This window comes from Bartonella sp. AA126HLJHH, assembly GCF_042197425.1.
Taxonomy (GTDB): Bacteria; Pseudomonadota; Alphaproteobacteria; order Rhizobiales; family Rhizobiaceae; genus Bartonella.
Genome location: NZ_JBHIRU010000004.1, coordinates 100,925 through 124,437 on the forward strand (window position 1 = coordinate 100,925; position 23,513 = coordinate 124,437).

Annotated in this window: 22 protein-coding genes, 1 tRNA gene and 2 pseudogenes; 11 read left to right on the plus strand and 14 right to left on the minus strand. The window is 37.4% G+C overall.

Annotated features, from left to right (window positions below; all coding sequences use genetic code 11):
* Window positions 1-2: 2 nt before the first annotated feature.
* The 6 genes from rnr to ACFIQC_RS03685 all read left to right on the plus strand — a co-directional run bounded on the left by rnr (window position 3) and on the right by ACFIQC_RS03685 (window position 6,048).
* On the plus strand, window positions 3-2,279 hold the full coding sequence (rnr, locus tag ACFIQC_RS03660; RefSeq protein WP_375706754.1) for a ribonuclease R: 2,277 nt from the start codon (window positions 3-5) through the stop codon (window positions 2,277-2,279).
* A gap of 312 nt (window positions 2,280-2,591) precedes the next feature.
* Window positions 2,592-3,728, plus strand: coding sequence for an MFS transporter (locus ACFIQC_RS03665; protein WP_375706755.1), 1,137 nt, complete (start codon window positions 2,592-2,594; stop codon window positions 3,726-3,728).
* A gap of 102 nt (window positions 3,729-3,830) precedes the next feature.
* Window positions 3,831-3,998, plus strand: coding sequence for a 50S ribosomal protein L33 (gene rpmG, locus ACFIQC_RS03670; protein ID WP_004864083.1), 168 nt, complete (start codon window positions 3,831-3,833; stop codon window positions 3,996-3,998).
* 315 nt (window positions 3,999-4,313) lie between these two features.
* A complete protein-coding gene (locus ACFIQC_RS03675; protein ID WP_375628149.1) occupies window positions 4,314-4,877 on the plus strand; it encodes a thermonuclease family protein in 564 nt (187 codons plus the stop codon).
* A 28-nt stretch (window positions 4,878-4,905) separates the two neighbouring features.
* Window positions 4,906-5,535 (plus strand): uracil-DNA glycosylase family protein, encoded by a 630-nt coding sequence (locus ACFIQC_RS03680; RefSeq protein WP_375613408.1) that lies wholly within the window; start codon window positions 4,906-4,908, stop codon window positions 5,533-5,535.
* 21 nt (window positions 5,536-5,556) lie between these two features.
* Window positions 5,557-6,048, plus strand: a complete 492-nt coding sequence (locus ACFIQC_RS03685; RefSeq protein ID WP_375608344.1) for an Lrp/AsnC family transcriptional regulator — start codon at window positions 5,557-5,559, stop codon at window positions 6,046-6,048.
* 48 nt (window positions 6,049-6,096) lie between these two features.
* Here the strand turns inward: ACFIQC_RS03685 and cobT are convergent, their stop codons facing one another.
* The 3 genes from cobT to glpD form a co-directional block, all read right to left on the minus strand.
* Window positions 6,097-7,083 (minus strand): nicotinate-nucleotide--dimethylbenzimidazole phosphoribosyltransferase, encoded by a 987-nt coding sequence (gene cobT, locus ACFIQC_RS03690; protein WP_375706756.1) that lies wholly within the window; start codon window positions 7,081-7,083, stop codon window positions 6,097-6,099.
* Window positions 7,084-7,475: 392 nt separating this feature from the next.
* Window positions 7,476-8,456 carry a tRNA dihydrouridine(20/20a) synthase DusA gene (gene dusA, locus ACFIQC_RS03695; protein WP_375706757.1) on the minus strand — a complete coding sequence of 327 codons (981 nt, stop codon included), beginning with the start codon at window positions 8,454-8,456 and terminating at the stop codon, window positions 7,476-7,478.
* A 698-nt stretch (window positions 8,457-9,154) separates the two neighbouring features.
* Window positions 9,155-10,684 (minus strand): glycerol-3-phosphate dehydrogenase, encoded by a 1,530-nt coding sequence (gene glpD, locus ACFIQC_RS03700; protein WP_375621286.1) that lies wholly within the window; start codon window positions 10,682-10,684, stop codon window positions 9,155-9,157.
* A 345-nt stretch (window positions 10,685-11,029) separates the two neighbouring features.
* Between glpD and ACFIQC_RS03705 the strand changes: the two genes are divergently transcribed.
* The 4 genes from ACFIQC_RS03705 to ACFIQC_RS03720 all read left to right on the plus strand — a co-directional run bounded on the left by ACFIQC_RS03705 (window position 11,030) and on the right by ACFIQC_RS03720 (window position 14,285).
* Window positions 11,030-11,902 (plus strand): DsbA family protein, encoded by an 873-nt coding sequence (locus ACFIQC_RS03705; protein ID WP_375629889.1) that lies wholly within the window; start codon window positions 11,030-11,032, stop codon window positions 11,900-11,902.
* A gap of 241 nt (window positions 11,903-12,143) precedes the next feature.
* On the plus strand, window positions 12,144-12,641 hold the full coding sequence (gene accB / locus ACFIQC_RS03710; protein ID WP_273787930.1) for an acetyl-CoA carboxylase biotin carboxyl carrier protein: 498 nt from the start codon (window positions 12,144-12,146) through the stop codon (window positions 12,639-12,641).
* A 14-nt stretch (window positions 12,642-12,655) separates the two neighbouring features.
* Window positions 12,656-14,014 carry an acetyl-CoA carboxylase biotin carboxylase subunit gene (gene accC, locus ACFIQC_RS03715; protein ID WP_375613402.1) on the plus strand — a complete coding sequence of 453 codons (1,359 nt, stop codon included), beginning with the start codon at window positions 12,656-12,658 and terminating at the stop codon, window positions 14,012-14,014.
* Between the two features lie 195 nt (window positions 14,015-14,209).
* Window positions 14,210-14,285: transfer RNA gene (locus tag ACFIQC_RS03720), tRNA-Thr, on the plus strand.
* A 146-nt stretch (window positions 14,286-14,431) separates the two neighbouring features.
* Here the strand turns inward: ACFIQC_RS03720 and ACFIQC_RS03725 are convergent.
* The 11 genes and pseudogenes from ACFIQC_RS03725 to ACFIQC_RS03775 form a co-directional block, all read right to left on the minus strand.
* Window positions 14,432-14,521, minus strand: a pseudogene (locus tag ACFIQC_RS03725) (XRE family transcriptional regulator); the annotation flags it as partial.
* 123 nt (window positions 14,522-14,644) lie between these two features.
* Window positions 14,645-15,373: a DNA adenine methylase gene (locus tag ACFIQC_RS03730; RefSeq protein ID WP_375706758.1), complete on the minus strand. Its 729-nt coding sequence runs from the start codon at window positions 15,371-15,373 to the stop codon at window positions 14,645-14,647.
* A 73-nt stretch (window positions 15,374-15,446) separates the two neighbouring features.
* A complete protein-coding gene (locus tag ACFIQC_RS03735) occupies window positions 15,447-15,665 on the minus strand; it encodes a hypothetical protein (protein WP_375706759.1) in 219 nt (72 codons plus the stop codon).
* 131 nt (window positions 15,666-15,796) lie between these two features.
* Window positions 15,797-16,024, minus strand: coding sequence for a hypothetical protein (locus ACFIQC_RS03740; RefSeq protein WP_375706760.1), 228 nt, complete (start codon window positions 16,022-16,024; stop codon window positions 15,797-15,799).
* Window positions 16,021-16,686, minus strand: a complete 666-nt coding sequence (locus ACFIQC_RS03745) for a lysozyme (protein WP_375706761.1) — start codon at window positions 16,684-16,686, stop codon at window positions 16,021-16,023. Before ACFIQC_RS03745 ends, ACFIQC_RS03740 begins: the two co-directional genes overlap by 4 nt.
* Before the next feature lie 13 nt (window positions 16,687-16,699).
* Window positions 16,700-17,971, minus strand: a complete 1,272-nt coding sequence (locus tag ACFIQC_RS03750; RefSeq protein WP_375706762.1) for a hypothetical protein — start codon at window positions 17,969-17,971, stop codon at window positions 16,700-16,702.
* Between the two features lie 17 nt (window positions 17,972-17,988).
* A complete protein-coding gene (locus tag ACFIQC_RS03755; protein ID WP_375706763.1) occupies window positions 17,989-18,240 on the minus strand; it encodes a hypothetical protein in 252 nt (83 codons plus the stop codon).
* 9 nt (window positions 18,241-18,249) lie between these two features.
* Window positions 18,250-19,227, minus strand: a complete 978-nt coding sequence (locus ACFIQC_RS03760) for a tail fiber protein (protein WP_375630251.1) — start codon at window positions 19,225-19,227, stop codon at window positions 18,250-18,252.
* Window positions 19,220-20,212, minus strand: a complete 993-nt coding sequence (locus ACFIQC_RS03765) for a transglycosylase SLT domain-containing protein (protein ID WP_375633753.1) — start codon at window positions 20,210-20,212, stop codon at window positions 19,220-19,222. Before ACFIQC_RS03765 ends, ACFIQC_RS03760 begins: the two co-directional genes overlap by 8 nt.
* Complete coding sequence (locus ACFIQC_RS03770; protein WP_375706764.1) at window positions 20,212-22,425, minus strand: hypothetical protein; 2,214 nt, start codon at window positions 22,423-22,425, stop codon at window positions 20,212-20,214. Before ACFIQC_RS03770 ends, ACFIQC_RS03765 begins: the two co-directional genes overlap by 1 nt.
* Window positions 22,418-23,182 (minus strand): annotated as a pseudogene (locus ACFIQC_RS03775) (hypothetical protein); the annotation flags it as partial. The pseudogene ACFIQC_RS03775 and the gene ACFIQC_RS03770, both read right to left, overlap by 8 nt.
* Before the next feature lie 173 nt (window positions 23,183-23,355).
* Between ACFIQC_RS03775 and ACFIQC_RS03780 the strand changes: the two are divergent.
* The coding region (locus tag ACFIQC_RS03780) for a DUF4102 domain-containing protein (protein ID WP_375706765.1) at window positions 23,356-23,513 on the plus strand (158 nt) is incomplete at its 3' end.

The following is a 23,513-nucleotide window of genomic DNA, read 5'->3' on the forward strand; positions in this document are numbered from 1 at the left end:
TTTTGGCTAAAGGTGAAAAAAACATAAAATATCTCTCTTCATTCAAGGGGAAAACTTTTCCCAATAAGGAAGCAATCCTTTCCTTTATAATTGAGAATCCTAACCACTCAAGTAAACGAGAAATCGCTAAAGCTTTTAACTTAAAAGGCGATTCTCGTATCTGGCTTAGAGATATGTTACGTGAGTTAAAGGATCAAAATCTCATATCTAAACACCACAAAAGAGCAATAAACAAAGGAAAATTACCCCCTGTTTCTTTAGTAAAAATTAGCGGACGTGATAAAGATGGAAGTTTTATTGCACAACCTCTTGAATGGGAAGATTCTCCAAAGCCCAATATTGAAATACACTCTTTTCATCACATAACAGGAAGTAATATTGGTGTTGGAGATCATATTCTTGTAAAAGTTTTTCGAAATAAAAATTCTGAAAGCTCAAGCCATCCTTATACGGGACGAATTATTCGTAAAATTGATGTATCTCCCAAAAGCGCATTTGCTATTGTACGAAAATTGGAAAATAATCAATGGCGCCTTGATCCTATAGACCGCAAAACCAATGAACTCATTGTTGAAATGTCTCCAGAAATGAAGATTCAAATTGGTGATCTCGTTGAAGTCGAAATAAAAAAAAATACTGGTTACGGATTAAAGAGCGCAAAAATAAAGAATGTTTTAGGGCACATTAAGAGTGAGAAAACACTCTCAATGATAGCGCTTCTTTCGAAAGGAATTCCTTATATTTTTCCTGAAAGTGTTCTTGAGCAAGCCAAACATATCAAAGCTGCCAATATGGATAATCGTGAAGATTGGCGACAATTACCCTTTATTACAATTGATCCACCAGATGCAAAAGACCATGATGATGCAGTTTATGCAACCAAGGATAAGGATCCAGCAAATAATGATGGTTGGATTATTATTGTAGCCATTGCAGATGTTTCTTATTATATCAAAACAGGAAGCGCTTTAGATAAAGAAGCATTGAAACGTGGAAATTCTGTTTATTTTCCCGATACCGTTGTGCCAATGTTACCTGAACGCCTTTCTCATGATTTATGTTCTCTGCGTGAAGGAAAAGAAAGACCAGCTTTAGCCGTTCGTATGATTTTTGATGCAAACGGTAATAAACGAAAACATAGTTTTCATCGTACTATGATTCGTGTAAGAGCCAAACTTTCTTATCAAGAAGTACAATTGGCAATTGAAGGTAATATAAATGAAAAAATAACCCCTCTTTTTGAGAGCATTTTGCACCCCTTATGGGAAGCCTATGCATGCCTTAAAGCTGCGCGAAATCGTCGCCAACCACTAGAATTAGAAATTGCAGAAAAAAAGATTATTCTTGATCAAAATGGATGCATAAAAGATGTTGTGAGTGAAACACAATTAGAAGCGCATCGTTTAATTGAAGAGTTTATGATACAAGCTAATATTGCAGCTTCTGAAACATTAAAACAACATCACCAGCCGCTCATTTATCGTATTCATGAAAAACCTTCTCTTGCTAAGCAAGAAATACTTCGGAGCTTTCTTCAAAGTTTGGGGATACCACTCTCCCGCGGAAGCGAACTTACCTCAGCACGCCTTAATAGAATTTTAGAAAAGGTCGCTCATACTAAACAACAAGAACTAGTCAATCAAGTTATTTTGCGTTCACAATCACAAGCAGAGTACAACCCTAAAAATAGTGGCCATTTTGGTTTAAATTTGCAGAACTATACACATTTTACATCACCAATCCGTCGTTATGCTGATCTCATTATTCATCGAGCACTCATTAAAGCTCTCAAATTAGGAAATGATCAATTAACAGATACACAAGAACAAAATCTTGCAGAAATTGCTACGCAAGTTTCTTTATACGAACGCCGTGCAATGATGGCTGAAAGAGAAACGATTGATCGGCTTGTTGCTCACTATTTAACGAATAAAATCGGTCGTATTTTTACAGGTCGCATTTCCGGAGTTACAAAAGCAGGTCTTTTTATCTCACTTGATAAACTCAATACAGATGGTTTTGTCCATATTTCTACACTTAAAAATGATTATTATCATTTTGATGAAGCACAACATGTTCTTGTAGGACAGCGTAGCCATAAAGGCTATCAGCTCAGTGATGTTGTAGAAGTAAAACTTATAACGGTACAACCTTTTGCTGGCGCTTTATGCTTTGAACTGTTAACAAAACCTCGTCCAATAAAATTTTCACCGACATCCTACCATAAAAACAAATTAAAAAAACAAAAGTATACTTTTTATGGGAAAAGAAAAAATTAAGCTTCTTGCCCTCCATTAAATATAATTTGAATAATAAATTCAATTTAAGAAATGGCTTATATTATATAATATTTATATTATTTTATATGTACAATCTTCTTTCTTTAGTATACAAGATGATAAATTTTATTGTTAAGTCTATAATAACCATATAAAAATCTTGCAGTTTTTTATACTTAGGAAATGAGAGAAACTGCAAAGGATAGTTTTGGCTCCCTTTCATTTCAGCTCATCTTTTCATTGTTTAAATAAACAAGAGTACCCTTAAGCCATTCTCATGAAAAAAAAACTTTTGACTCTCAAAATAATTCTTTGCGTGCAATTATTGCCGCTATTGCAACCATTGGCACTGTTGGAACAGCATTGGCAATGGGAACACAACTTGTCTCTCTTCTTATGGCAGAGAAAGGACTTTCCAACAGTACAATCGGCTATAGTGGAACAGTTGGTGGAATCGCCACAATTATTGCAGCTATTTTTACGTCTCGAATTGCCTTATGCTTAGGAATCGCTCAAACAATATTGCTTATGATGGCGATAGGATCTTTAAGTTTTTTAGGATTCTATTTTTTTGATCCCATATGGGTTTGGTTTATTTTAAAGTTTATATTACATTTCAGCATGACAGTTATGTTTATCCTGTCAGAGTTTTGGATCAACAGTTATGCTCCCCCCAAAAAACGCGGTTTTATCCTTTCTATTTATGCTATTGTCTTAGGATTAGGGTTTATAATAGGTCTAACGCTGCTAGCAAAAGTGGGAACACAAGGATTTATTCCTTTTGCTGTTGGATATAGCCTTATTATACTTGCTACTATACCAATTCTTACCGCTTGGAAATTAAGTCCAGAATTTCAAAAAAATCAATATATGCCATTTTTTCGTTATCTTTTTCACGTTCCAAGTGCAATGATGGCGGTCCTTGTTTACGGGGCCATTCAAATGGGCGTATTAACTCTTATAATACCCTTTAGTTTATCCATTGGTTATAATGAGAATGAAGCAGCACATTTTATGGCAACCCTTGCACTTGGGAATATTTTCCTCTTAATTCCTATCAGCATTATAAGCGACTACGCCAAAGATCGACGCTACCCGCTGATGAGTTGCGCTATTTTAGGTTTTATAGGAACTTTTATAGTACCATGGATTCTTCAATATCCATGGATTCTGATGCTTGATTTGTTTTTTCTGGGTGGTGTATCAGCGAGCCTTTATACAATTAGTCTTGCACATTTAGGAGCCCGTCTCAAGGGGCAAGAGCTTGCTGCTGCTAATTCTGCTTTTATTTTTTGTTATGGAATTGGTATGCTCATCGGACCGACCTTTATCGGAAAATCCATGGATATCTTTAAACCCTTTGGTTTTTCAATAGCCATGGCTGTTTTTTTCGGTTTATATGTCATTTTCGTGTTTGTCCAACTTATGAGAAAATTAATCAGCTCTTGACTTTTTTGAGAACATCCGTAGTGTTGCCGGAAAATCTGATGATGTCGGAAATAAGTTTTGACAGTAATAATATTTTTTCAGTATAAATAGGGTACTTACATTATGGCTAAAGCAGCAACCATTAAGATCAAGCTTTTATCAACTGCGGATACTGGTTTTTTCTATGTAACAAAGAAAAACAGCCGTACAATGACAGATAAAATGAGCAAGCGTAAATATGATCCAGTTGTAAAAAAACACGTTGAATTTAAAGAAACAAAAATTAAATAAATAAAATTATCATTGAATTGATAGATTTTATATTCCAAAAGAAATGTGGGAGTATTGCTCTTCAAATTTATTTTTTGAGGGGTGTTTTTTATTTCCTTAAGTTTAAAAAGTTTACTTTAAACTTTGTATGTTTTGTACGGATTTGGATAAGTTGATTTATTATTTAAGTTGCTTACATATATTCTGTATGAGTATTTGATTATTGTGATATCTAATGAAAATTTTGTCATTAAAACGAAACATTGTTTCGTCATATGAATAAAGTTTCTCGATACTAAAATAGAGTTATAATAATGTTAGCAGTTTCTTTATTTCATGAAAAAATCTTTTTCTCATTTTAATCTAAGAAGCTTTAATCTAAAAGTTATCGGTTTCAGTATTTTTGTCGCTGCTAGCATTCTTATCATTATGTCAACTTATTTTAAGAAAACTCAGCGGTTGCCTCAAAAAGAAAAATTTTCTTCTCAAAACTCTGTTGAAGGAAATGCATTAATCATTGATGGCGATACCATTATGATTTCTTCAATTAAGATTCGACTAGCTGGAATTGATGCTCCTGAACTCCACCAATTTTGTGGAAAAAAGGAAGCGCGCTACCCTTGTGGGCTTGAGGCAAAAAAATATTTAGAACAACTATTAAAAAATCAAACTGTTACATGTCACTGGAAAAAAACAGATAAATATCGCCGTATTCTTGCAACATGTAAAACAAAACAAGTTAGCAATATCAACGCAACACTTGTACATAATGGTTGGGCTGTAAATTATTATGAATACCCCAAAGAAGAGCAAGAAGCTAGAAAGAAAAAGAAAGGAATATGGGCATCAAGTTTTCAACGACCAAAAGAATGGCGCAAAGCAAATCCTCGCACAGAATAAAAAAAATATTTTTTAATTTTATTTACTAATGAAACAATGTAGCCCAATTATCAAACTTGAAAAAGAGATCTATTCCTGTCGTGTTTGCGTCCAACAACCCCATTATTTTCCTCCTCTTCCTCATGAACCAAACCCTGTCGTTTATTTATCCGATACTGCTTCGATTGCAATTGCAGGCCAAGCACCAGGGTTGCGTGTCCATGAAACGTCTATCCCTTTTAATGATCGCTCTGGTGAAAAATTGCGTAATTGGCTGGGTGTCACGAAAGAAGAATTTTATAATAAATCTCTCTTTGCTATTGTTCCTATGGGATTTTGTTTTCCAGGTTATGACAAAAATAAAGCTGATTTACCACCAAGACGTGAATGTCGAGAAATATGGCATGAAAAGATATTTCAGGCAATGCCTCAAATAAAGCTTGTTCTTGCTATTGGCAGTTATGCGCAAAAGTGGCACATTACAGAATTAAAACATAAAACCGTTTCTGCAACTGTTGGTGATTGGAGAAATATTCTTTCCATTCCTCAACCTCGAGGCTATAATGTTATGCCTTTGCCTCATCCGTCATGGCGAAATACTTCTTGGTTACAGAAAAACCCATGGTTTAACGATGAGCTTATTGTATATCTGCGTTGTTTAGTGCGTAAATTTTTATAAATTAAAATATTGAGAAAAAATATGGATCGTCTTGACCGAAAAATTTTACATCTTTTGCAAGAAAATGCGACACTTTCTGTTGCTGATATTGCTAAAAAAGTGGGACTTTCGACCACTCCTTGCTGGCGTAGAATTCAAAAACTTGAAGAAGATGGCGTCATTCAGCGTCGTGTTGCTGTTCTTTCTCCAGAAAAAGTAAACGCACACGTCACTGTTTTTGTGTCTATTCGCACAAATACACATAGTCATGAATGGTTTAAGCGTTTTTCAAAAATTGTGCAAGAATTCCGTGAAGTCATTGAATTTTATCGAATGAGTGGAGATATTGACTATTTATTGCGTGTTGTTGTGCCCAACATTGAAGCTTATGATCTTTTTTATAAAAAATTAATTTCTAAAATTGATATCCGTGATGTCTCTTCTTCTTTCGCAATGGAACAGATTAAATATACAACAGAACTTCCGCTGAATTATATTAAATTACACGACAAGACGCATGAACAAAGCTCTTAAGATTTTTTATATCCGTCTTATGATCTTTTAGGCATTCAAACTTTCTTGTTAAAAAACCACCATTTGTGCATGTGTTAAAACAGCGGCTTTGACGATACCAGCTGCCATAGCTGCTCCTGTCCCTTCACCAAGACGCATCCCCAAATCTAGAAGTGGTTCTTTGCCAATTTTTTTTAAAAGTTTACGATGAGCTGTCTCAGAAGAAACATGTCCAACAAGGGTATGATCAAGAGCTTTTGGATGCATTTTATAAAGAACCGCTGCAGCTACTGTTGCCACAAAACCATCTAAAATAACGGGTATTTTTTCTATTCTTGCTGCTAAAATAGCACCAACCATAGCAGCAATCTCACGTCCTCCTAAGCGACGCATTATCTCAAAAGGATCATTAAAATAATCCTTATGCAAAGAAATGGCTGTCTTAACCGCTGCAATTTTACGCTGATAAAAATCACCTTCTGATTCCATACCATTTCCTGTCCATTCTTCCACTTCCCCTCCAAACAATGCTAAGCATAAAGCTGAAGCTATTGTTGTGTTTCCAATTCCCATTTCTCCAATACATAAAAGATCTGTCCCACCCGCAATGGATTCCATTCCAAATGCCATTGTAGCAGCCGCACTCCGCTCATCCATTGCGGCATCCTTCGTAATATTCATTGTTGGATATTCCAATGCTAAATCAAAAATTTTTAATCCAAGATCATAAGCAATACAAATTTGATTGATAGCAGCTCCACCAGATGCAAAATTTTCTACCATTTTTTGTGTCATAGATTGTGGAAATGGTGTAATATTCTCCTCTACAATACCATGGTTTCCAGAAAAAATAGCAACCAAAGGTCGCGTTACGATAGGTTTTTCTGTACCCCTCCACCCCGCATACCAAACAGCAATATCTCCTAGTTTTCCCAATGTTCCTTGCTCTTTTGTTAAGTTTTTTTGCCGTTTTTTTGCCAAAATTATAGAAAACTCATCAGCAACAGGTAAATTTGTAAGCAAAGCACGAAAATCATCAAATGGACTAGCGATCATAAGGATACCTTTTAAAATCTACAATGTTTATGAAAATCACGTCATATATACAGGATATAAATAATTTATTGTTTTTTTAACAGTGCTTTAAAAAAGTTAAATACTATGAAGGCAATAATTTCTATATTCTATTTTCTACCCCAATAACAAACGTGCAAGATTCAAAATGTTATTAATATCTTATGACTACCTTTACAGTGATACCCTTAAGTTATTTTTTATTTAATAGGTATAATCAGCATGCCGTTTAATATATAAATTCTAACATTCTTATTCATAATAAAAGTTATAAACTTTCAAAAACTTATAAAATTAAAAGGATCAAAATTATCGCAAAGAAATCAAAACGCAAAGGATCTCAACTTTAATATATGTTAATTGTCTGACTGTTATTAAATGAGAGCATAAAAAGCTTCTTTTAAAGTACATATATCTGCGTTTGGTTTTGTCGCATCATTTGATAGTATTTGCCGCCATCGACGTGCCCCACCCCGCCCATGAAATAAACCAATCATGTGACGTGTCACATGAGAAAGCCGCCCCCCCGATGCAATATGTCGAGCTGCATAATCACACATAACCTCAATAAGATCACTCTCACTCAGATTATTTTGCGACTCACCATAGAGTTCAAAATCAATATGTTTTAACAAAGTTGGATCATGATAAACTTGGCGACCAACCATGACAGCATCACAGAAAGTTAAGTGTTCTTTGATCTCATCAATCGATTTAATTCCACCATTTATCCCAATGAATTTATGAGGATATTGACGTTTTAATTTGTAAACCCTTTCATAATTAAGGGGCGGAATATTGCGATTTTCTTTCGGACTCAATCCTTGTAGCCATGCCTTGCGTGCATGTATCCAGAGCGCATCACATCCAGCATTCCAAACCTGATTAGCCAAAAGATCTAACGCTAACTCTTCATCTTGTTCGTCCACTCCAATCCGACATTTGACAGTTACAGGTATAGTAACCTCTCGTTTCATCGCTTCCACGGCATTTGCCACAATGTCTGGATGTAGCATCAAACAAGCCCCAAAGACACCTGCTTGAACACGATTTGATGGGCACCCGACATTAAGATTTATTTCGTTGTAGCCAAAATCCTCAGCAATTCGTGCAGCTTCTGCTAACTTTCTCGGATCAGCCCCCCCTAATTGTAATGCAACTGGACATTCTTTGTCGCTAAAAGCCAACAATTGTTCGCGAACACCATGAATGACAGCATCTGCTACCATCATTTCCGTATAAAGGAGAGCTTTTTTCGTTAAAAGACGATAAAAAAATCTGCAATGTCGGTCTGTCCAGTCCAACATTGGTGCTACTGCAAATTTTATAGGCGATGGAAGATTGTAAAATATCATGAGGGTATTACTCTCATGTCCCTATAGCTCTCTCTTTATACATAAAAAAATACTTACTTTTAGTTTACGGAAAATTTTATTCTCTTATACTATCATGAGTATAATAACAGCTCATTATTTTCAATTGATATCAAGGTTTACTACAATCAATCATGCCACAACACAATATCGCATTTCTCATAGATTAGTGTTCAGGTATATAAACATGAAAAAAGAAGATTTTTACTATAATATAAAAAACTCATTTATAAGTTCTTCTTACGCTCTTCAAGCCTCTTCCCTTACATGATTTAGTACAGCATTTAAGATAATAAATGCTAAACTAACACATTATAGAATTTTTCATGATCGATTTAATTTTCTTTAGATTTTTTTAACTCATTGTGCAAATAAACGATACAGAAAGTAGCTTTTATCTTCTCTTAAAGAAGAAAAAAACCTTATTTCACACGAATCTAATTATAAATTATTTTTTATCAATGAGTTCTTTTTGGTAATATTCTTAGATTTCACTTTATAAGATAGACAAATTTCATCTTAAATATTCTATCTAATTTTGCCATTTTGTGATTCTTGCAAAAAAAACTAAAATCAGGGTATAGACAACCATTGCCTTTTTAATATCTATAACTAATATCAGTATCTCTCGAAGGAAAATATTTTACAATATTGCAGATACAATCTGTAAAATGAAATGATCATAAACGTTGTTCAATCTCTTGTTGGCTTTGCATATAGGAAGAAAGAGTATCAACCTCTTGTTCATTAAATAGGAGCCCCAGTTTTGAACGACGCCATAACACATCTTCACATACTTTAGCCCATTCTTTTTCCATCAACCATTTTACTTCTACTTCATAAAGCCCATGTCCAAAATTTTTTCCTTTATTTGCCTTACCATGTGCAAAGATCACCAATGCTTCCGTACCGTAGGAGCGTGCAAGCCTGCGATGTGTAAAAGCATCTAAATCTGGCATTAAAAGAGCAATCCTATTTTCGATTGTATCTAATTTGTTATAGGGAAAATCACCCCCTGGAAGTACTGCCTTAGCCGTCCATGATGCTCCCTTTTTACCAAGCTCTTTTTCAACAAATTTCATCGCATCTTCAGCCAACTTACGATAAGTTGTAATCTTTCCACCATAAAGATTAAGTATCTTTGGTGTCGTTCCTGTTCCCATTTCTTTTAAAACATAATCGCGCGTAATTTCTTGTGCTTTTGAAGCTCCATCATCATAGAGTGGACGAACTCCAGAGTAAGACCAGACAATCGTTTCAGGCAACACTGGTTGTATGAAATATTCACTGGCTGCTGCACAAATATAATCAATTTCTGTATCAGTAATATGAACGTCAGCCGGATCTCCTTGATAATTACAATCTGTTGTTCCAAGTAAGGTAAACTCTTCTTGATACGGAATAGCAAATATAATACGCCCATCACCATTTTGAAAAATATAAGCACGATCATGAGTATAAAGCTTGGGAACTAAAATATGAGAACCTCTAACAAGCCGTACTGGTGGATGTTCTTTACAATCTAATATGCTTGCTAAAACATGATCAATCCAAGGACCTGTCATATTCGCGACATAAGAAGCTGTGACACTATATTCTTTGCTACTTAACTTGTCTTGAAGAAAGATACGCCATTTATTGTCTTCTTTTTTTAAAGAGAGAACTTCTGTTCGTACTTTTATATCAGCTCCCCACTTTTCTGCATCACGAGCATTGCCAATAACTAAACGCGCATCATCTACTCTTGCATCAGAATATTCAAAACCTCTCTGATATTCTTTCTTCAGTGTAGAGCAAAATTTTTGTGAAAAATTAATCGTTTTACTGCGCCACAATTTCTGATTCCAATTCCCTAAATAATCATAAATAAAAAGTCCAAAACGCAACATCCAAGCAGGGCGCAATTCTTTATGATAAGGAAGGAGAAAACGCAAAGGACGCACAATATGTGGAGCCATACGTAAAATAATCTCGCGTTCTTTCAATGCTTCACGAACAAGTTTGAACTCATAGTGTTCAAGATAACGAAGCCCACCATGAATAAGCTTTGTTGACGCACTTGAGGTCCCAGATGCAAGATCGTTCATTTCAGCCAATCCCACTTTAAATCCGCGTCCTGCTGCATCTCTTGCCAATCCACAGCCGTTTATCCCTCCTCCAATGATAAACAGATCATAATGTGTTGTGGTTTTCATAATTTCACTTTTCATTATTTAATTTTGTTTCTCAGTACTCAATAAAGCAACAGGAAAAAATAATACAAATGTTCTTCATTGTATTATCAACGTACTTTTTCCTAAAATAAACACGCACAAAAAGCTTTTGATACCCTTATACATCAAAACAACATTTGACAAATTAAAGAGAATTTTTTTATCTTTTACAAAACATAATCCTTACCAAGCCAAGGTTTATCATATGAAATCTTTTTAGAGAAAAATTGATGTTTTTTCTCATTCTTAAAGATACACTATAACTAAATGCTTCATTGCACATAGATAGCGCTTTTCATATAGTTCACTCAATGACACCCTAAAAAATGTGAAGGTATACAAATGAATTATCACTCTCAAAACTCGAAAATAACACTTTTTTCAAAAATTTTAGTCATAGTTATGTCGAGTATTTTAATCTTTTTACCTTCTTTATCAAACGCAACATCACACTCAAAAACAGTAAATGATTTAAGCTTAGAAAAGCTTAAATCACAACTTTTGGAAGATTCTAGCTTTTTATCTAAGCTTAAAGAAAAAATGATACCACATACTGATTCTCATCATATTCAACAAATCGTCAGAGAGTATCTTCTTACTCATCCAGAAATTATGATTGAAATGCAGCTTATTCTTCAAGATAAGCTGGAAAAACAGAATGAATACGAAAACCAAAAACAAACTTCTGTCATTCATTCATTAGAAAAAGAGATTTTTCATTCTCCTCATGACGCTGTTTTGGGAAACCCAAATGGTAAAAGAGTGCTTGTCAATTTTTTTGATTACAACTGTGGTTATTGTAAAATTTCCTATTCAAATATAGAAGACTTGATAAAAGAATATCCAGATTTAAAGGTTATTATCAAGGACTTACCAATTTTAAGCTCTGATTCTATGGCAGCCCATACTGTTGCCTACGCATTTCGAAAACAATTTCCAGAGAAATATCCTCAGTTTCACAAAACGCTTTTAATGTATCAGGGTCGTGCAAATGAAGCTAAAGCTATTAAAGTAGCTGTTTCATTAGGAGCAGATGAAAAAAAACTACATAATGCAATAAAAGATCCCACTCTGCAAAACGCTTTTAAAGAAAACATTCAAATTGCCTCTGCACTTCATATTACGGGAACACCTTCTTACATCATTGGTGATAAAATATTCATCGGCGCAGCCAGACAAGATATTCTAAAACAAGCGATAGATAATACACAGTGAATACCTGATCCGTTTTAGGAAGAATACTGTAAATGAGGTAATTTTATGCTTTCTCTTTTTTGATAACAGGCTTATAAGTGCAATTTTACGTAAAGCAGATACGAGTTTAAATTGCAAACTATAATGATTTAAAGGAAATAAAAATCTTTAAAGCCTCAAAAGATCTCATCCCTAATCTAGAGATATTCGGTCATAAAATGAGATAATGACGATCTTCATTGATCAAGGAGTTAGAAATAAAATGGCAACAAAAAAAATGGATTCGGCAAAAACCGCAATTGATACGAAAATTATTCGTGATCTTGCTGAAATTTTGAATGATACCAATTTAACGAACATTGAAGTTGAACAAGGGGAGCTTCGTATTTGTGTCTCACGCCAAAATACCTTAACTTCTTCTGAGCAAGCAATCTATGCTCCTGTTTCTACTCCTACTTTTTCTGTAACATCTTCTCCGGTCCCAACAACCGAATCTCCCATACAATCTATCCAAGAAGATAAATCCAAAAACACAATAACCTCTCCAATGGTTGGAACAGCTTATCTTGCACCTTCACCAGGTGCACAACCTTTTGTAGAAGTAGGACAAAATGTTTCTGAAGGAGAGACATTACTTATTATTGAAGCCATGAAAACAATGAATCAAATTTCATCACCACGCTCCGGTACGGTAACCACTGTTCTTGTCAAAGATGGCCAACCTGTTGAATTTGGTGAACCACTTATTATTGTTGAATAAAGCGAGGGGCAAACATGATTCGAAAAATCCTCATTGCTAATCGAGGAGAAATTGCTCTTCGCGTTTTACGTGCATGTAAAGAACTTGGCATAAAAACCGTGGCTGTTCACTCTACCGCTGATGCAGATGCAATGCATGTTCGTCTTGCTGACGAAAGTGTTTGTATTGGCCCTCCTCCCGCTCGTGATTCTTATTTGAGTATTCAGCAAATTATTGCTGCTTGTGAAATTACAGGAGCGGATGCTGTTCATCCAGGTTATGGCTTTCTTTCTGAAAATGCAAAATTTGCAGATGTTCTAGAAGCCCATGATATTACATTCATCGGTCCAACAGCTACTCATATCCGCATCATGGGCGATAAAATCGAAGCAAAGAAAACCGCCAAAAAACTTGGTATTCCTGTAGTTCCAGGTTCAGATGGAGCAGTCACTGAAGAATCAGATGCTTTACGCACTGCTCGTGAAATTGGTTATCCAGTTATTATAAAAGCTTCTGCCGGTGGTGGCGGACGTGGTATGAAAGTCGTTCATTCTGAACAAGAATTTTCTATAGCTCTCAAAACAACGCGTTCAGAAGCGAAAGCTGCTTTTGGTGATGACGCTGTTTACATAGAAAAATATTTAGAAAAACCCCGTCATATTGAAATTCAAGTCATAGGTGATGGTGCGGGAAATGCTATTCATTTAGGAGAACGCGATTGTTCACTTCAACGACGGCATCAAAAAGTATGGGAAGAAGCTACGTCACCTGCACTTAATGAAACTGAACGGAAAAAAATTGGAAATATTGTTGCAAATGCCTGTGCCCAACTTGGATATCGTGGAGCTGGTACTATTGAATTTCTTTATGAAAATGGCGAATTTTATTTTATTGAAATGAATACACGTTTACAAGTCGAGCATCCTGTAACTGAAGCAATTACAGGTATAGATTTAGTCCACGAACAAATCCATATTGCATCAGGCTGTAAACTTTCAGTAACACAAGATGAAGTCTGTTTTTCTGGTCATGCCATTGAATGCCGTATTAATGCAGAAGATCCCATTAACTTTACGCCATCACCTGGAACCATTACACATTTTCATACACCTGGAGGTTTAGGGATTCGTGTTGATTCAGGCGCTTATTCAGGTTATCGTATCCCTCCTTACTATGATAGCATGATTGGAAAGCTAATTGTTCATGGACGTACCCGTTTAGAATGTATGATGCGTTTACGGCGTGCTTTAGATGAATTTGTCGTCGATGGGATAAAAACTACACTACCTCTTTTTCGCGATCTTATTAATAATCAAGATGTTGCTGATGGTAATTATAATATTCACTGGCTAGAAAATTACCTTGCTCATCAATCAAAGTCTTCAGATTCGTAATTCGATAGCAAAACGGTGCATTCTTATAAAACACTCTATAAGATATCAACATAAGGATAGTTCCAACCTTGCTGTAAAAAGTGGAAAAAGGAAATAAATTGGTTATTTTTTATATAGTTTTCTTTTAATATGCATAAAATTTAATAATTTTCTGTTTTCCTTTTTGTTAGTTTGTGCTAACTCCTACATGGTTACGCCCTTATAGCTCAGTTGGTAGAGCACCTGATTTGTAATCAGGGGGTCGGGAGTTCGAGTCTCTCTGGGGGCACCATGCTCTTTTTTATCCAAAATAATTTATTGATTTTCCATATATTTTTTACAGTGAGGGACGCGTAAATAAAAGTTAGGGAATAGGATTTTTCAACCTATCTCTATAGGACGCCTCTTTTTTTGCAAACTTTCTCAAGAAGGTCTTTTAGATATGTCTAATTTTTTAGCCATATCTAAAAGGCGTTCTGAATGATCAATGCGAAGTTTGCGTAAGGTTTTACCAAATGGTGTAAGCATCAAAAAAAGTCCTATTAGAGAAGAAATATTTTCTTCTGATTCTAACAAATCTTTTTATGATTTTCTTCAATTATTGCGAATCAAGAGTTCTTTTCGGAGTGATTTTTTAGCAAAACCAGAGGTTCAAAGGGTCTCTAATTCTAAAAAGTCAAAATCCTTAAAGATCTCTCGAACCTCATCACAATCATTGAGACTCAAGACAAATTTGCCTTGAATGCCTTTGAGGACTTTTGCCATACTTACAAAATCATCTTCAACAAAATTCCCAGAGCTATAGCACTTCTTCTTTACAAGAGAAGGAGGGTCTAGGTAAAATAAACTGTCTGGTGCATCAAATAGCTCGATAACCCGCTCCCACGACAAATTTAAAATCGTCGTATCAAGAAGCTTCTGTCTAACACGTTTCATCCTCGCTAAAAGCTTTTCGGGATTAAATGCTATAGTTTTTTTTCTTCCAAAGCTAAAAGAGACATACTCTTTTTTCCCATACATCACACAACGCTGGAGAAATAAAAAACGTGCGGCTTTTTCAACTTTGGAAAGCTCTTCTGGGTCAATCGCAGCAAGGTCAAAAAACAACTGTCTTGAACAAACAAACCACTCCAATCGTTTAGCTAAATCATCAAAATGGTTTTGAACGCATTGAAACAGATTCGTGATCTCTCCATTCAAATCATTAATCACAGAATATTTTGCTGGTTTTTTATTTAGGAAAATAACACCAGAGCCTAAAAATGGTTCAACATAGGTTTCATGTTCAATACTATTTAAAATCGGTATAATTTTCTTACGCAGATAGTGTTTACCACCCATCCACGCAAACAGTGTTTGTGTAAAACTTTCCTCTTTCATAAGCGAAGTTCATTCCCTCAAGCTTTTGCAAGCCTAATCATTTTTTCATATTTTAAGGATAAATTTAGTGAGACTAGTTCTTTGAGAACCACTGCTTTAAATGTGCGAAGATATTATCTATCGCATCCATGAGGCGTGCAAAATCAAGGATCAACAAAAAGATAAAAAACGCTATCCATTTCATAAAGCGAGACATCATTTTCACGCTTTGATAGGTAAGTATCATTTCTTGAAGCATTTCTTTTTCTGCTTCTGTAAGCTCTATATCGTCTTGTGTTTTTTTTCTAGCCATGTTTCCACCCACACAAGCGTTGACCCTGCTTGTTATGCTTTAAGATCTCTCTTGCTAAGTTTGAGCTAATGGTGTTCAGATCTTGCCGGCTTAAATAAATAGGTAACCAACCAACACAAGAAGAAACATATTTATTTGTCGCGCAACCAGTGAGAGAGAGCAGCACGCATACCAGCATCACTTTTTTGATTAACTTCACTTTCCACCTCAAGCCGTGTTGTGGCTGCTTTTAAAGCTTTTTCTGTTTGCTTTTGTTGCTCTACTTTTTTTCCAAGAGTAAAAGCTTTTGCTAAGGCAATAAAAAAAGCGGCTAAAGCCGCACCTGTTACCATCAAGTTTCTTTTCATCCATAAGATCATAGGCGGTGCTCCTGAAAGCGTTTAGCAACAAAGAAAATGCCAGTACATGCCGCTAAAACCATAATGGCGGCTAAAGCCCATTGGATTGGTCCATTGCCCGCTAAAAACCCACCAAGACCTGAGAAAGAACCAATAATCGGTGCCAATGCTTCTGCTTTGAGAAACCCTGTTGGTTGTTTCGTTTCTACTGTTTGATAATTAGAAGAAACATAAGCCCCTTTCGCCCATAGCCCTGCCTCTGCTACACGCCGGTGTACGAGACCCTTGTAAACGTTTGCCTCCCGCTTTGGTCCATTTCTGCAATTCGGTTGGTACCGCTTCATAATCCCCCGATTAAGCCTTTTAAGCAATGTAGAGTTTTGGAAAGCTGCAATACCCACATTATAACAAAAGGAAACAAGAGCGCCGAACTGCTCGTCGCTTAAATTCACACAAACTGCTTTTTCTACCGCCCTCTCATATTGCCGCAAATCTGCTAAAAGCATGTTTTCAGCTTTTTTTTCTGTAATCACCATACCCTCAACAACTGTTGGTTGACCGGCTTTTTTCGTATGACCATAACCAATCGTCCATATGCCAGAAGCATCTTGATAAGCCTGCAAGCGCAAACCTTCCCACTTTTTTAAACAGTATAAACAGTCTTTACTTATTTTCCGTGCCATTGTTCAATTCACCTTATAAATATACCTTTATGAGTACTGCTCCGTCACCGCCGTCGCCGCCAATTTTGTCGCTTCCGTGTTTCCCATCAAAATATCCACCGCCGCCGCCATCCTTAACGCCACCACCTCCACCGCCCCAAGCCCATACTTCGATATCGGTGTCAGCAGTAATACCATCAGGCAATGGAATATCTCCGCTTTCTGTCATCAGAATTTCAACAGGTTTTCTAACCCCGCCACCATTGTTGCTACCGCCGCTGCTATTGCTACTATTTGCTTTGATTGAAGCCATCAGTTTGGCTGGTGAGATAAGTGCATCCACTGTTTTTGTGCCATCAATCCAGTCTTGTTTGCCAAGAGGTTGAATGAGATCAACTTTTTTCTGTACACTATGTGCTGTATCTTGCGCTTTATCGGCTGCTGTTTGCGCAATATTTGCCTCAGCTTTTGCACTGTCTCCCGTTTTTTGTGCTGTCTCAGCCGTTTTTTTTGCATCTACTGCATAAGCTTTTGCATCATTTGCTGTTCTTAATGCACTATCTGCAACGTTCTTCGCTTCACTTGCAACATGAATCCCTTGTTGTGCAACATCTTCAACTTTATCAATTTTTGCAATCTGTGCACGTTCTGGAGGAGTTAAGATAAGATGCTTTTTCCCTTCCTTCATATTCTCCATATCAAATACATCTTTTTCTATTTTATCTGGATCATAAACTGATTTTGACATACCAAAAGACTTTGAGCCTACAAAATAACGAATGGTATTTTTGAGATCTACCGGAGATATGGGATAATAAACACCTTCATCTCCCCTCCGCCATTTTTCCATCGTTGGCTGCGTAGAACTCAACCATCGTAGCTTTGATCTTTCCTCTGTGGTTAAGATCTTTTTGGTAGGACCCTCGTTCATATTTTCCATAGAAAATGCATTTGCCCCCACATTGTCGGGATCATATGTAGCAGCCTTCATATCGCCAATCCCTAAAGGCGATATTTTTACCCAGCCAGCGCCTGATAAAATCGCATTCTCATGCGCTTCACCACTTGCTTCAATATCGTGAATTGTGACCTTATTTTTGTAAGCAAGAGCTCCAATATCTCTCTTTGCAATAGCATCATCAGCCTTTTTTCCTTGAGCAGCGGTTGCAAAATATTCTACCTCATAAGCTGCTGCACTCCCCACTGAAACAGGTGCAAGAGCCTTACTATCTAAAACACCTTCTTTGACTTCTTCTTTTGTTGCTGGTTCAAGCTTAAATATATGTGTGTGATAGGGTAATGGCATCGCGTTTCATTCCTTAATCAGTTCGTTGTCTTGTTGTGTGAGAGAGAGGACTGCAATTCATCAATAAGTTTTTGCATGATCTCTATGCGTTGATCTGTCGTTTCTTTATATTCTGCCAAAGCGCTTAAAAGATCATGCTGTATGTCGCTTTTGACAAGATCAAGTACCTTATTTAAGGGTGCATGAACCATTCGATTGCTTGCATAAAAAAGGACGCGGATTTGCTCCGCGTCCGCAATATCATCAATAGCAGACGGATTATTGATCATTTGAAAAACTCACGATTTTATGGCATAAACAACCGGTACATTAACAGGGCGTGTTTCTGCCTCGCCCGTTGAAGAAATCGTTACCTTATGCGTGTGCACTCCAGCAGGTTGTGTATCTTTTGTATAATATGAATTACCAAAAGCAGGATTTCTGCCACCTATTTGACCAACTCTTGTAACCATAGAATAATCATGCTTATGCGTATGTTGACCTGCCTCTTCAATGGTACAAGCATGTGTATGAGATTTAATGCTGTCTTTTTGCACCTCTGCGAAGTCTCTATTTTGATCTAAACCGCGCCCATTATCAAAGCCGCGCAAAAACATTCCTCTAAAGTCTGGAACTTTAAAGGTTGTATCGCTGTTTTTTCCCCATTTATCCCCTATCGCCTTGAATAATTGCGGATAATCCTTGCGTTCATAAGTAGCGCCATCACATAAAAGCCAGCCGTTTGGGACTTCTTGCATAGCAAAGGTCGCAATAAAACCACAAGGAAAGGTTTCGACCTTCGGTGGTGGAATGGGGGTAGGGTTTAAAAGATACCAGCCATCAAGACCTTTTGTTGATACGCCATCATTATAGACTATTTCATAAATACCATTTGTTTGTAACTCACCACCTGTCAATGATACTATTCCCGTGCTGGTGGCTTTATAGAGTGGCTTTGCTCCTATATTATTCATGTTTATTGTTGTCGTACCAATATTTATACCACGCGCCTTAAAGCGGATAATGATATCGTTTTTATATTTTGCTATTGGCGAAACCGTCGTCAACGTGATTGATGTTGTTTGTTCCTTTCCATTCACAATAAACTTTGAGTCAAGAGAACCACCATTATCGGCAAGATATTCACGTATACGCTGCATCATGACCCGCGCACTATCATTAACAGAACTAGGCGGCTGCCCTTCTGCCCAATTAATGATACTATCGGAATTCGCATTTTGATCAGCTGTGAGTGACCAGTCATAAATATCAGACATGATAAGCTCCCGTTCTTCTTAATAGCTCTTCGCGCAATTGCTCTTCTTTTTGCCGCCCATAGGAACCAACAGATTGCCGCCTAGAAGGATCAATAAGAGGTGTTAAATCTGTCGGTCCCCCAGTCGATTGTGAGAAACCCGCCATGACTGGTTGCTGTAACATTTGTTGCTGTACCATCTGTGCCTGCTGTTTTTGTCGTTCTCCATTCTCTCTCATTAAATGAAGCAAACCGGAAAAGCCCTTTTTAAGAGCACCTGCATCAATACCTTGTGCTTGCAATGGTGTGGTTTCCATAATCTGTCCTGTTAAATTGTCTCTGCTTTCAGGTGCCATCATTCTGTTTGGGAATGGCGTGTCATATGCCATCAATTGGTTGCCCCCTTGATCACCTTGACCCACTTGATTACCTTGAAGTGTCTTTTGAAGCCTCTCAAACCCACGCAAAGGACCCACCTCGTTTGGTGCTGCTTGTCCATTGCTTTGGTTTTGCTGTATCGTTCTCTTCAAAGCATCTCCCGTTTTATTGTAAAGCCCATAAATATGATTCATAAAATCCCCTGCTGTAGCTTCCATATTGCCACCATTGAGTGTGACTGCCTGTCGACCTAAAAGCTGGCTTGCTGGAATATGTGGATTTTTGATAAGCTTTACTGCCCCTGCTGCTCCTTGTTGGTGTGCGAGGTAAAGCTCTGCCTCTGATGGCTCTCTGCCTAATGCTGTGACTAAATAACGCGTATTATCCTTCGTTAACCGTGCCATAGCATCGGTTGCTTGAAAGGGATCAAACTTGTCATTCAGTTGATAGTGTTTTGCTGTTGAATCGAGAAATTGATACAGCCCCCCTGCACTGCTGTTCTTATTTTTTGCATTTGGATTACCATTACTTTCTATCATAGCAACACGTTCAAGAAAGCTTTCTGGTAAACCATATTTTTGTGCTGCCTGTGAGATAGCACGCTTCACTTTAGGATGAAAATTGATCATTAGTTTATAACCGTTCTATCAACGCTGCTATTCAAAATAATGCCAACAAAATTAATGAATTTCGTATAATTTTCTCGTGTTATTAAGCGTTTCTTTTCTGCTTCATGAAACTTCTTAATTAATTCAATGGCTTTTTCTCTTGCTAACCCAAAATCTCCTTTTTCCCGCGCTGTTATAAGCGCTGCAATATCTCTCTCAGTATCTTTATGGACGCTTGAGAATTTGCGTCCAAATTCTCTTGCGAAATTTTTTACAACTGCCTTGATGAAAGCAATCTTTCCTATACCCATAGTCTGTTGTTTCCCCCTCTCTTCCACTTCACCTATATGGTTTGGCAAGCGTGCAAAAAGCTTTGTTCTTTCCACTTCTGGTCGCAACACTTTCATAAGCTGTTTTGCTTTATCCTCACCATAACTCCGCTGCAATTTTTCTTGACCATTTTTTGTGTCAAACAAACTCAAAAGATTGTGGTCAAAATTCTGTGCATTGCCTGCCGCATGTTCTACTTGCGACCGGATACCTTTTTGAAAAGCCTCTTTTTCCATCAACCCAAAATCCGAAAGTTGACTGTTGATTGTATCAAGATCAACACTCTTATTCAGTGCTTTTTTTCCTTGCTCCAAAGCATTACCGATAGTACGCTCGTCATAATAAATTTTCCGTGCTTTAGCATAATCTGGAGAGGACGTATCCAAAACGTCCAGAATGCGTTGTTTGAACAGAGTCAAATCTCGCGCATATCCTTGTTTTCCTTTGATGCGCGCAGAATTAATTTGATCATCCAAAACCTCTTTCATCTTATGTAAAATTCGCATATTCAGCTTTGGATATCCATTGCTCCCTATAACTGTTGCATCCGCTTCATTTGGCATTTGCGCAATTGCTTTTTTATAGGCTTTTTGGAAGGCAGGAGTTTCTTGCAACCGCGATAAATCTTCACGAACAGCATTAGAAATGGGAGAAGCTTTCGCCCTCTCATAAAATGGTTCAGCCTTTTTCTGTGCTTGTTTGATAATCTCTTGCTTTAAATTAAGCGTATCTACTTTTGGACCCATCACATCTGTCAACGCATCCTTTACCCGCAGTGCACTCGCATCTTGTCTTTCATTCAAACGATTACTTATGAGCGAATATGTATCATGGTCTTTTTTTGCTGCCTTAAAAGCTCTTTTAGCAAGCTCATCATGAAGATCAATAATCATTGAATCAGGACCTCGCTGTTTTAATGCTCTTTCAAGTTTATCAACACCTTCATCCCCTAAAGTTTGGCTTACATCCCTAAGCGCTCTATCGCTTACCTGAAATGCTTCTTTTTCTGGCATTAGCGCTGCTTTTGCTGCCATTTCAGCTGGGCTTATAGGTCCTCTCAATGCTGCTTTAAGTGATTTTGTCACAAAAGGTGTCACTTTTGATACGCCACTGGCAACAAATGGTGTTGCAACGCCTAGCCCTGCACCAAACCCAGCAGACATTAGAGTATCTGCAAGCCCTTCCCCTTCACCACTGCCTGCTATTCCACCATAAATGGCTCCAGTTTTTGCTGCACGCCCCAAGCTAAATTTTGCCGCCTCTTTACTTGCTACTGCTTTCATTGCTGCTTCACCTGCAGCTTTTGCCGCTGCCCGTTCCGCACCCTCAGCTAAAGCAGATTGCACCGCCCTTTCTCCTGCTGCTAAAGCTTTACTGGTTATTTGTGCTCCTGCAACACCAGCTCTACCTCCCAGCACAACATCAGCCCCAATTGCCGCACGAGCAGCAGCAGTAGCCCCTGCCGCGGGTGGAAAGAGGGCAGAAGCAATTACGGGTGCCGCAGCACCCGTTAAATTCCCCGCAAGAGATGCATAAAAATGATCTCGGTTCGCCGCTCTTTGATAATCACGCCATCGCTTTGTCACTTCATTATACTTTTTGACTGCCTCTTTATCTCCCATCCAATAAGCAATAGGACCCGCTTCTGATATTCCGGCTATTTCATCATCATAGCCCATAGTTAACCCGTGAAGAGCTCCCCATCCAAAAGCACCCGCAACACTTGGATGTGGACCATCTTCTTCTGTTTCCTCTGTTGCACCATTATTTCCTGTAACAGAACCACTTAGCCTTTCCTTATTCTTCGCGAAAAGCTCTTGAAGCTGTTTTGGTATATAGTCACTTATATGCCCAATGACTCTTGTGTTTTTACGATTAATAAGAGGGGGGATTACTTCAGCCATTGGTTTGTTTCTCCTTAATGCGTCCATCTCTATCAACGAACAACATGCCTTCCGGCAATGCTTCTATCTGTTTTTCTAGTGGATCATTTGACTGTGCATGATTTCCCTTATAAGCATCTTGCCCATAGGCGGCTCGAACGAGCTCGTTTGTTGCTTCTGCATCACCAAAAAGAATTGCGCGCGTTGCTGCATTGGATTTATTGAAAGTGTCAATAACTGTTTTTAAAGATTTCTTCATTTGCTCTGCAGAAAGATCTTGATACAGTGCTGCTACAGAGTTTTGCAATGCTTGCAATTCCATATTAGACAAATTCCCAAAGCCAGATGCGCCATTTGGTGAAAATGCTTTTGCTTTTCTCAAGGCATCAATCCCAATATTCGCCTTTAATGAATCAAGCATATGCCCGAAATCTTTTGCCTGAGAATTAGGAAGGAACGACATTATAGAACCCGTGAAACCAACAACATGCGGGTGTTCCTCAACAATTTTTAGCAATTCTTTAGATGCCGAGAGTATACGATTTGATCTGTCCTCTGTATCCAGAATTTGCATTTGTGTTTGTTGGTTTTTACGCTCCTTCTCTTTCTGTTTTTGAATTAATTTATGTTCTGCACCACTGCCTGCAATTGGCATCGCACGTATGCCACCAAGTGCTTTTTTATCCTTAATATACATATAACCTGCTTCAGGCTTTGACAGCATGCCATCAGTATTTCCCCCTAATCCAGAAGCAGTGGAACGCTGTCCTACTTGGACAAGGTATTGATTTATAATGATAATTCACTGTTTTGTATGTTGAATGAGAGTCTCGAATAACGTAGGATTCTCTCATTTCAAATCTGTTTATCTTGAATCAATCAAAACCACTCATTTGCACATAACAAGTGGGATGAGTGTATGGATAAAAACTGTATAAGAAAGGACTAAAAATGGCTCTTATGAACCGTCTTAATGCAAGGGCTGTCGCAACATTGGGAGCTGGCAAATATAATGATGGTGCCGGCTTGTTACTTCATAAGCGTAAAGATGGAGGTGCTCAATGGCTGTATCGTTATACCATTCATGGGCGCCGTCGTGAAATGGGCTT

What these genes read in the sequence shown, in the direction of transcription:
- accC (WP_375613402.1), top strand. Translation starts at nt 12,656, where the DNA reads ATGATTCGAAAAATCCTCATTGCTAATCGAGGAGAAATTGCTCTTCGC.
- ACFIQC_RS03745 (WP_375706761.1), bottom strand. Translation starts at nt 16,686, where the DNA reads ATGGCACGGAAAATAAGTAAAGACTGTTTATACTGTTTAAAAAAGTGG.
- ACFIQC_RS03765 (WP_375633753.1), bottom strand. Translation starts at nt 20,212, where the DNA reads ATGATCAATTTTCATCCTAAAGTGAAGCGTGCTATCTCACAGGCAGCA.
- accB (WP_273787930.1), top strand. Translation starts at nt 12,144, where the DNA reads ATGGCAACAAAAAAAATGGATTCGGCAAAAACCGCAATTGATACGAAA.
- ACFIQC_RS03675 (WP_375628149.1), top strand. Translation starts at nt 4,314, where the DNA reads ATGAAAAAATCTTTTTCTCATTTTAATCTAAGAAGCTTTAATCTAAAA.
- ACFIQC_RS03680 (WP_375613408.1), top strand. Translation starts at nt 4,906, where the DNA reads ATGAAACAATGTAGCCCAATTATCAAACTTGAAAAAGAGATCTATTCC.
- glpD (WP_375621286.1), bottom strand. Translation starts at nt 10,684, where the DNA reads ATGAAAAGTGAAATTATGAAAACCACAACACATTATGATCTGTTTATC.
- ACFIQC_RS03730 (WP_375706758.1), bottom strand. Translation starts at nt 15,373, where the DNA reads ATGAAAGAGGAAAGTTTTACACAAACACTGTTTGCGTGGATGGGTGGT.
- ACFIQC_RS03750 (WP_375706762.1), bottom strand. Translation starts at nt 17,971, where the DNA reads ATGCCATTACCCTATCACACACATATATTTAAGCTTGAACCAGCAACA.
- dusA (WP_375706757.1), bottom strand. Translation starts at nt 8,456, where the DNA reads ATGATATTTTACAATCTTCCATCGCCTATAAAATTTGCAGTAGCACCA.
- ACFIQC_RS03740 (WP_375706760.1), bottom strand. Translation starts at nt 16,024, where the DNA reads ATGATCTTATGGATGAAAAGAAACTTGATGGTAACAGGTGCGGCTTTA.
- ACFIQC_RS03705 (WP_375629889.1), top strand. Translation starts at nt 11,030, where the DNA reads ATGAATTATCACTCTCAAAACTCGAAAATAACACTTTTTTCAAAAATT.
- rpmG (WP_004864083.1), top strand. Translation starts at nt 3,831, where the DNA reads ATGGCTAAAGCAGCAACCATTAAGATCAAGCTTTTATCAACTGCGGAT.
- ACFIQC_RS03685 (WP_375608344.1), top strand. Translation starts at nt 5,557, where the DNA reads ATGGATCGTCTTGACCGAAAAATTTTACATCTTTTGCAAGAAAATGCG.
- ACFIQC_RS03735 (WP_375706759.1), bottom strand. Translation starts at nt 15,665, where the DNA reads ATGGCTAGAAAAAAAACACAAGACGATATAGAGCTTACAGAAGCAGAA.
- cobT (WP_375706756.1), bottom strand. Translation starts at nt 7,083, where the DNA reads ATGATCGCTAGTCCATTTGATGATTTTCGTGCTTTGCTTACAAATTTA.
- ACFIQC_RS03770 (WP_375706764.1), bottom strand. Translation starts at nt 22,425, where the DNA reads ATGGCTGAAGTAATCCCCCCTCTTATTAATCGTAAAAACACAAGAGTC.
- ACFIQC_RS03760 (WP_375630251.1), bottom strand. Translation starts at nt 19,227, where the DNA reads ATGTCTGATATTTATGACTGGTCACTCACAGCTGATCAAAATGCGAAT.
- ACFIQC_RS03755 (WP_375706763.1), bottom strand. Translation starts at nt 18,240, where the DNA reads ATGATCAATAATCCGTCTGCTATTGATGATATTGCGGACGCGGAGCAA.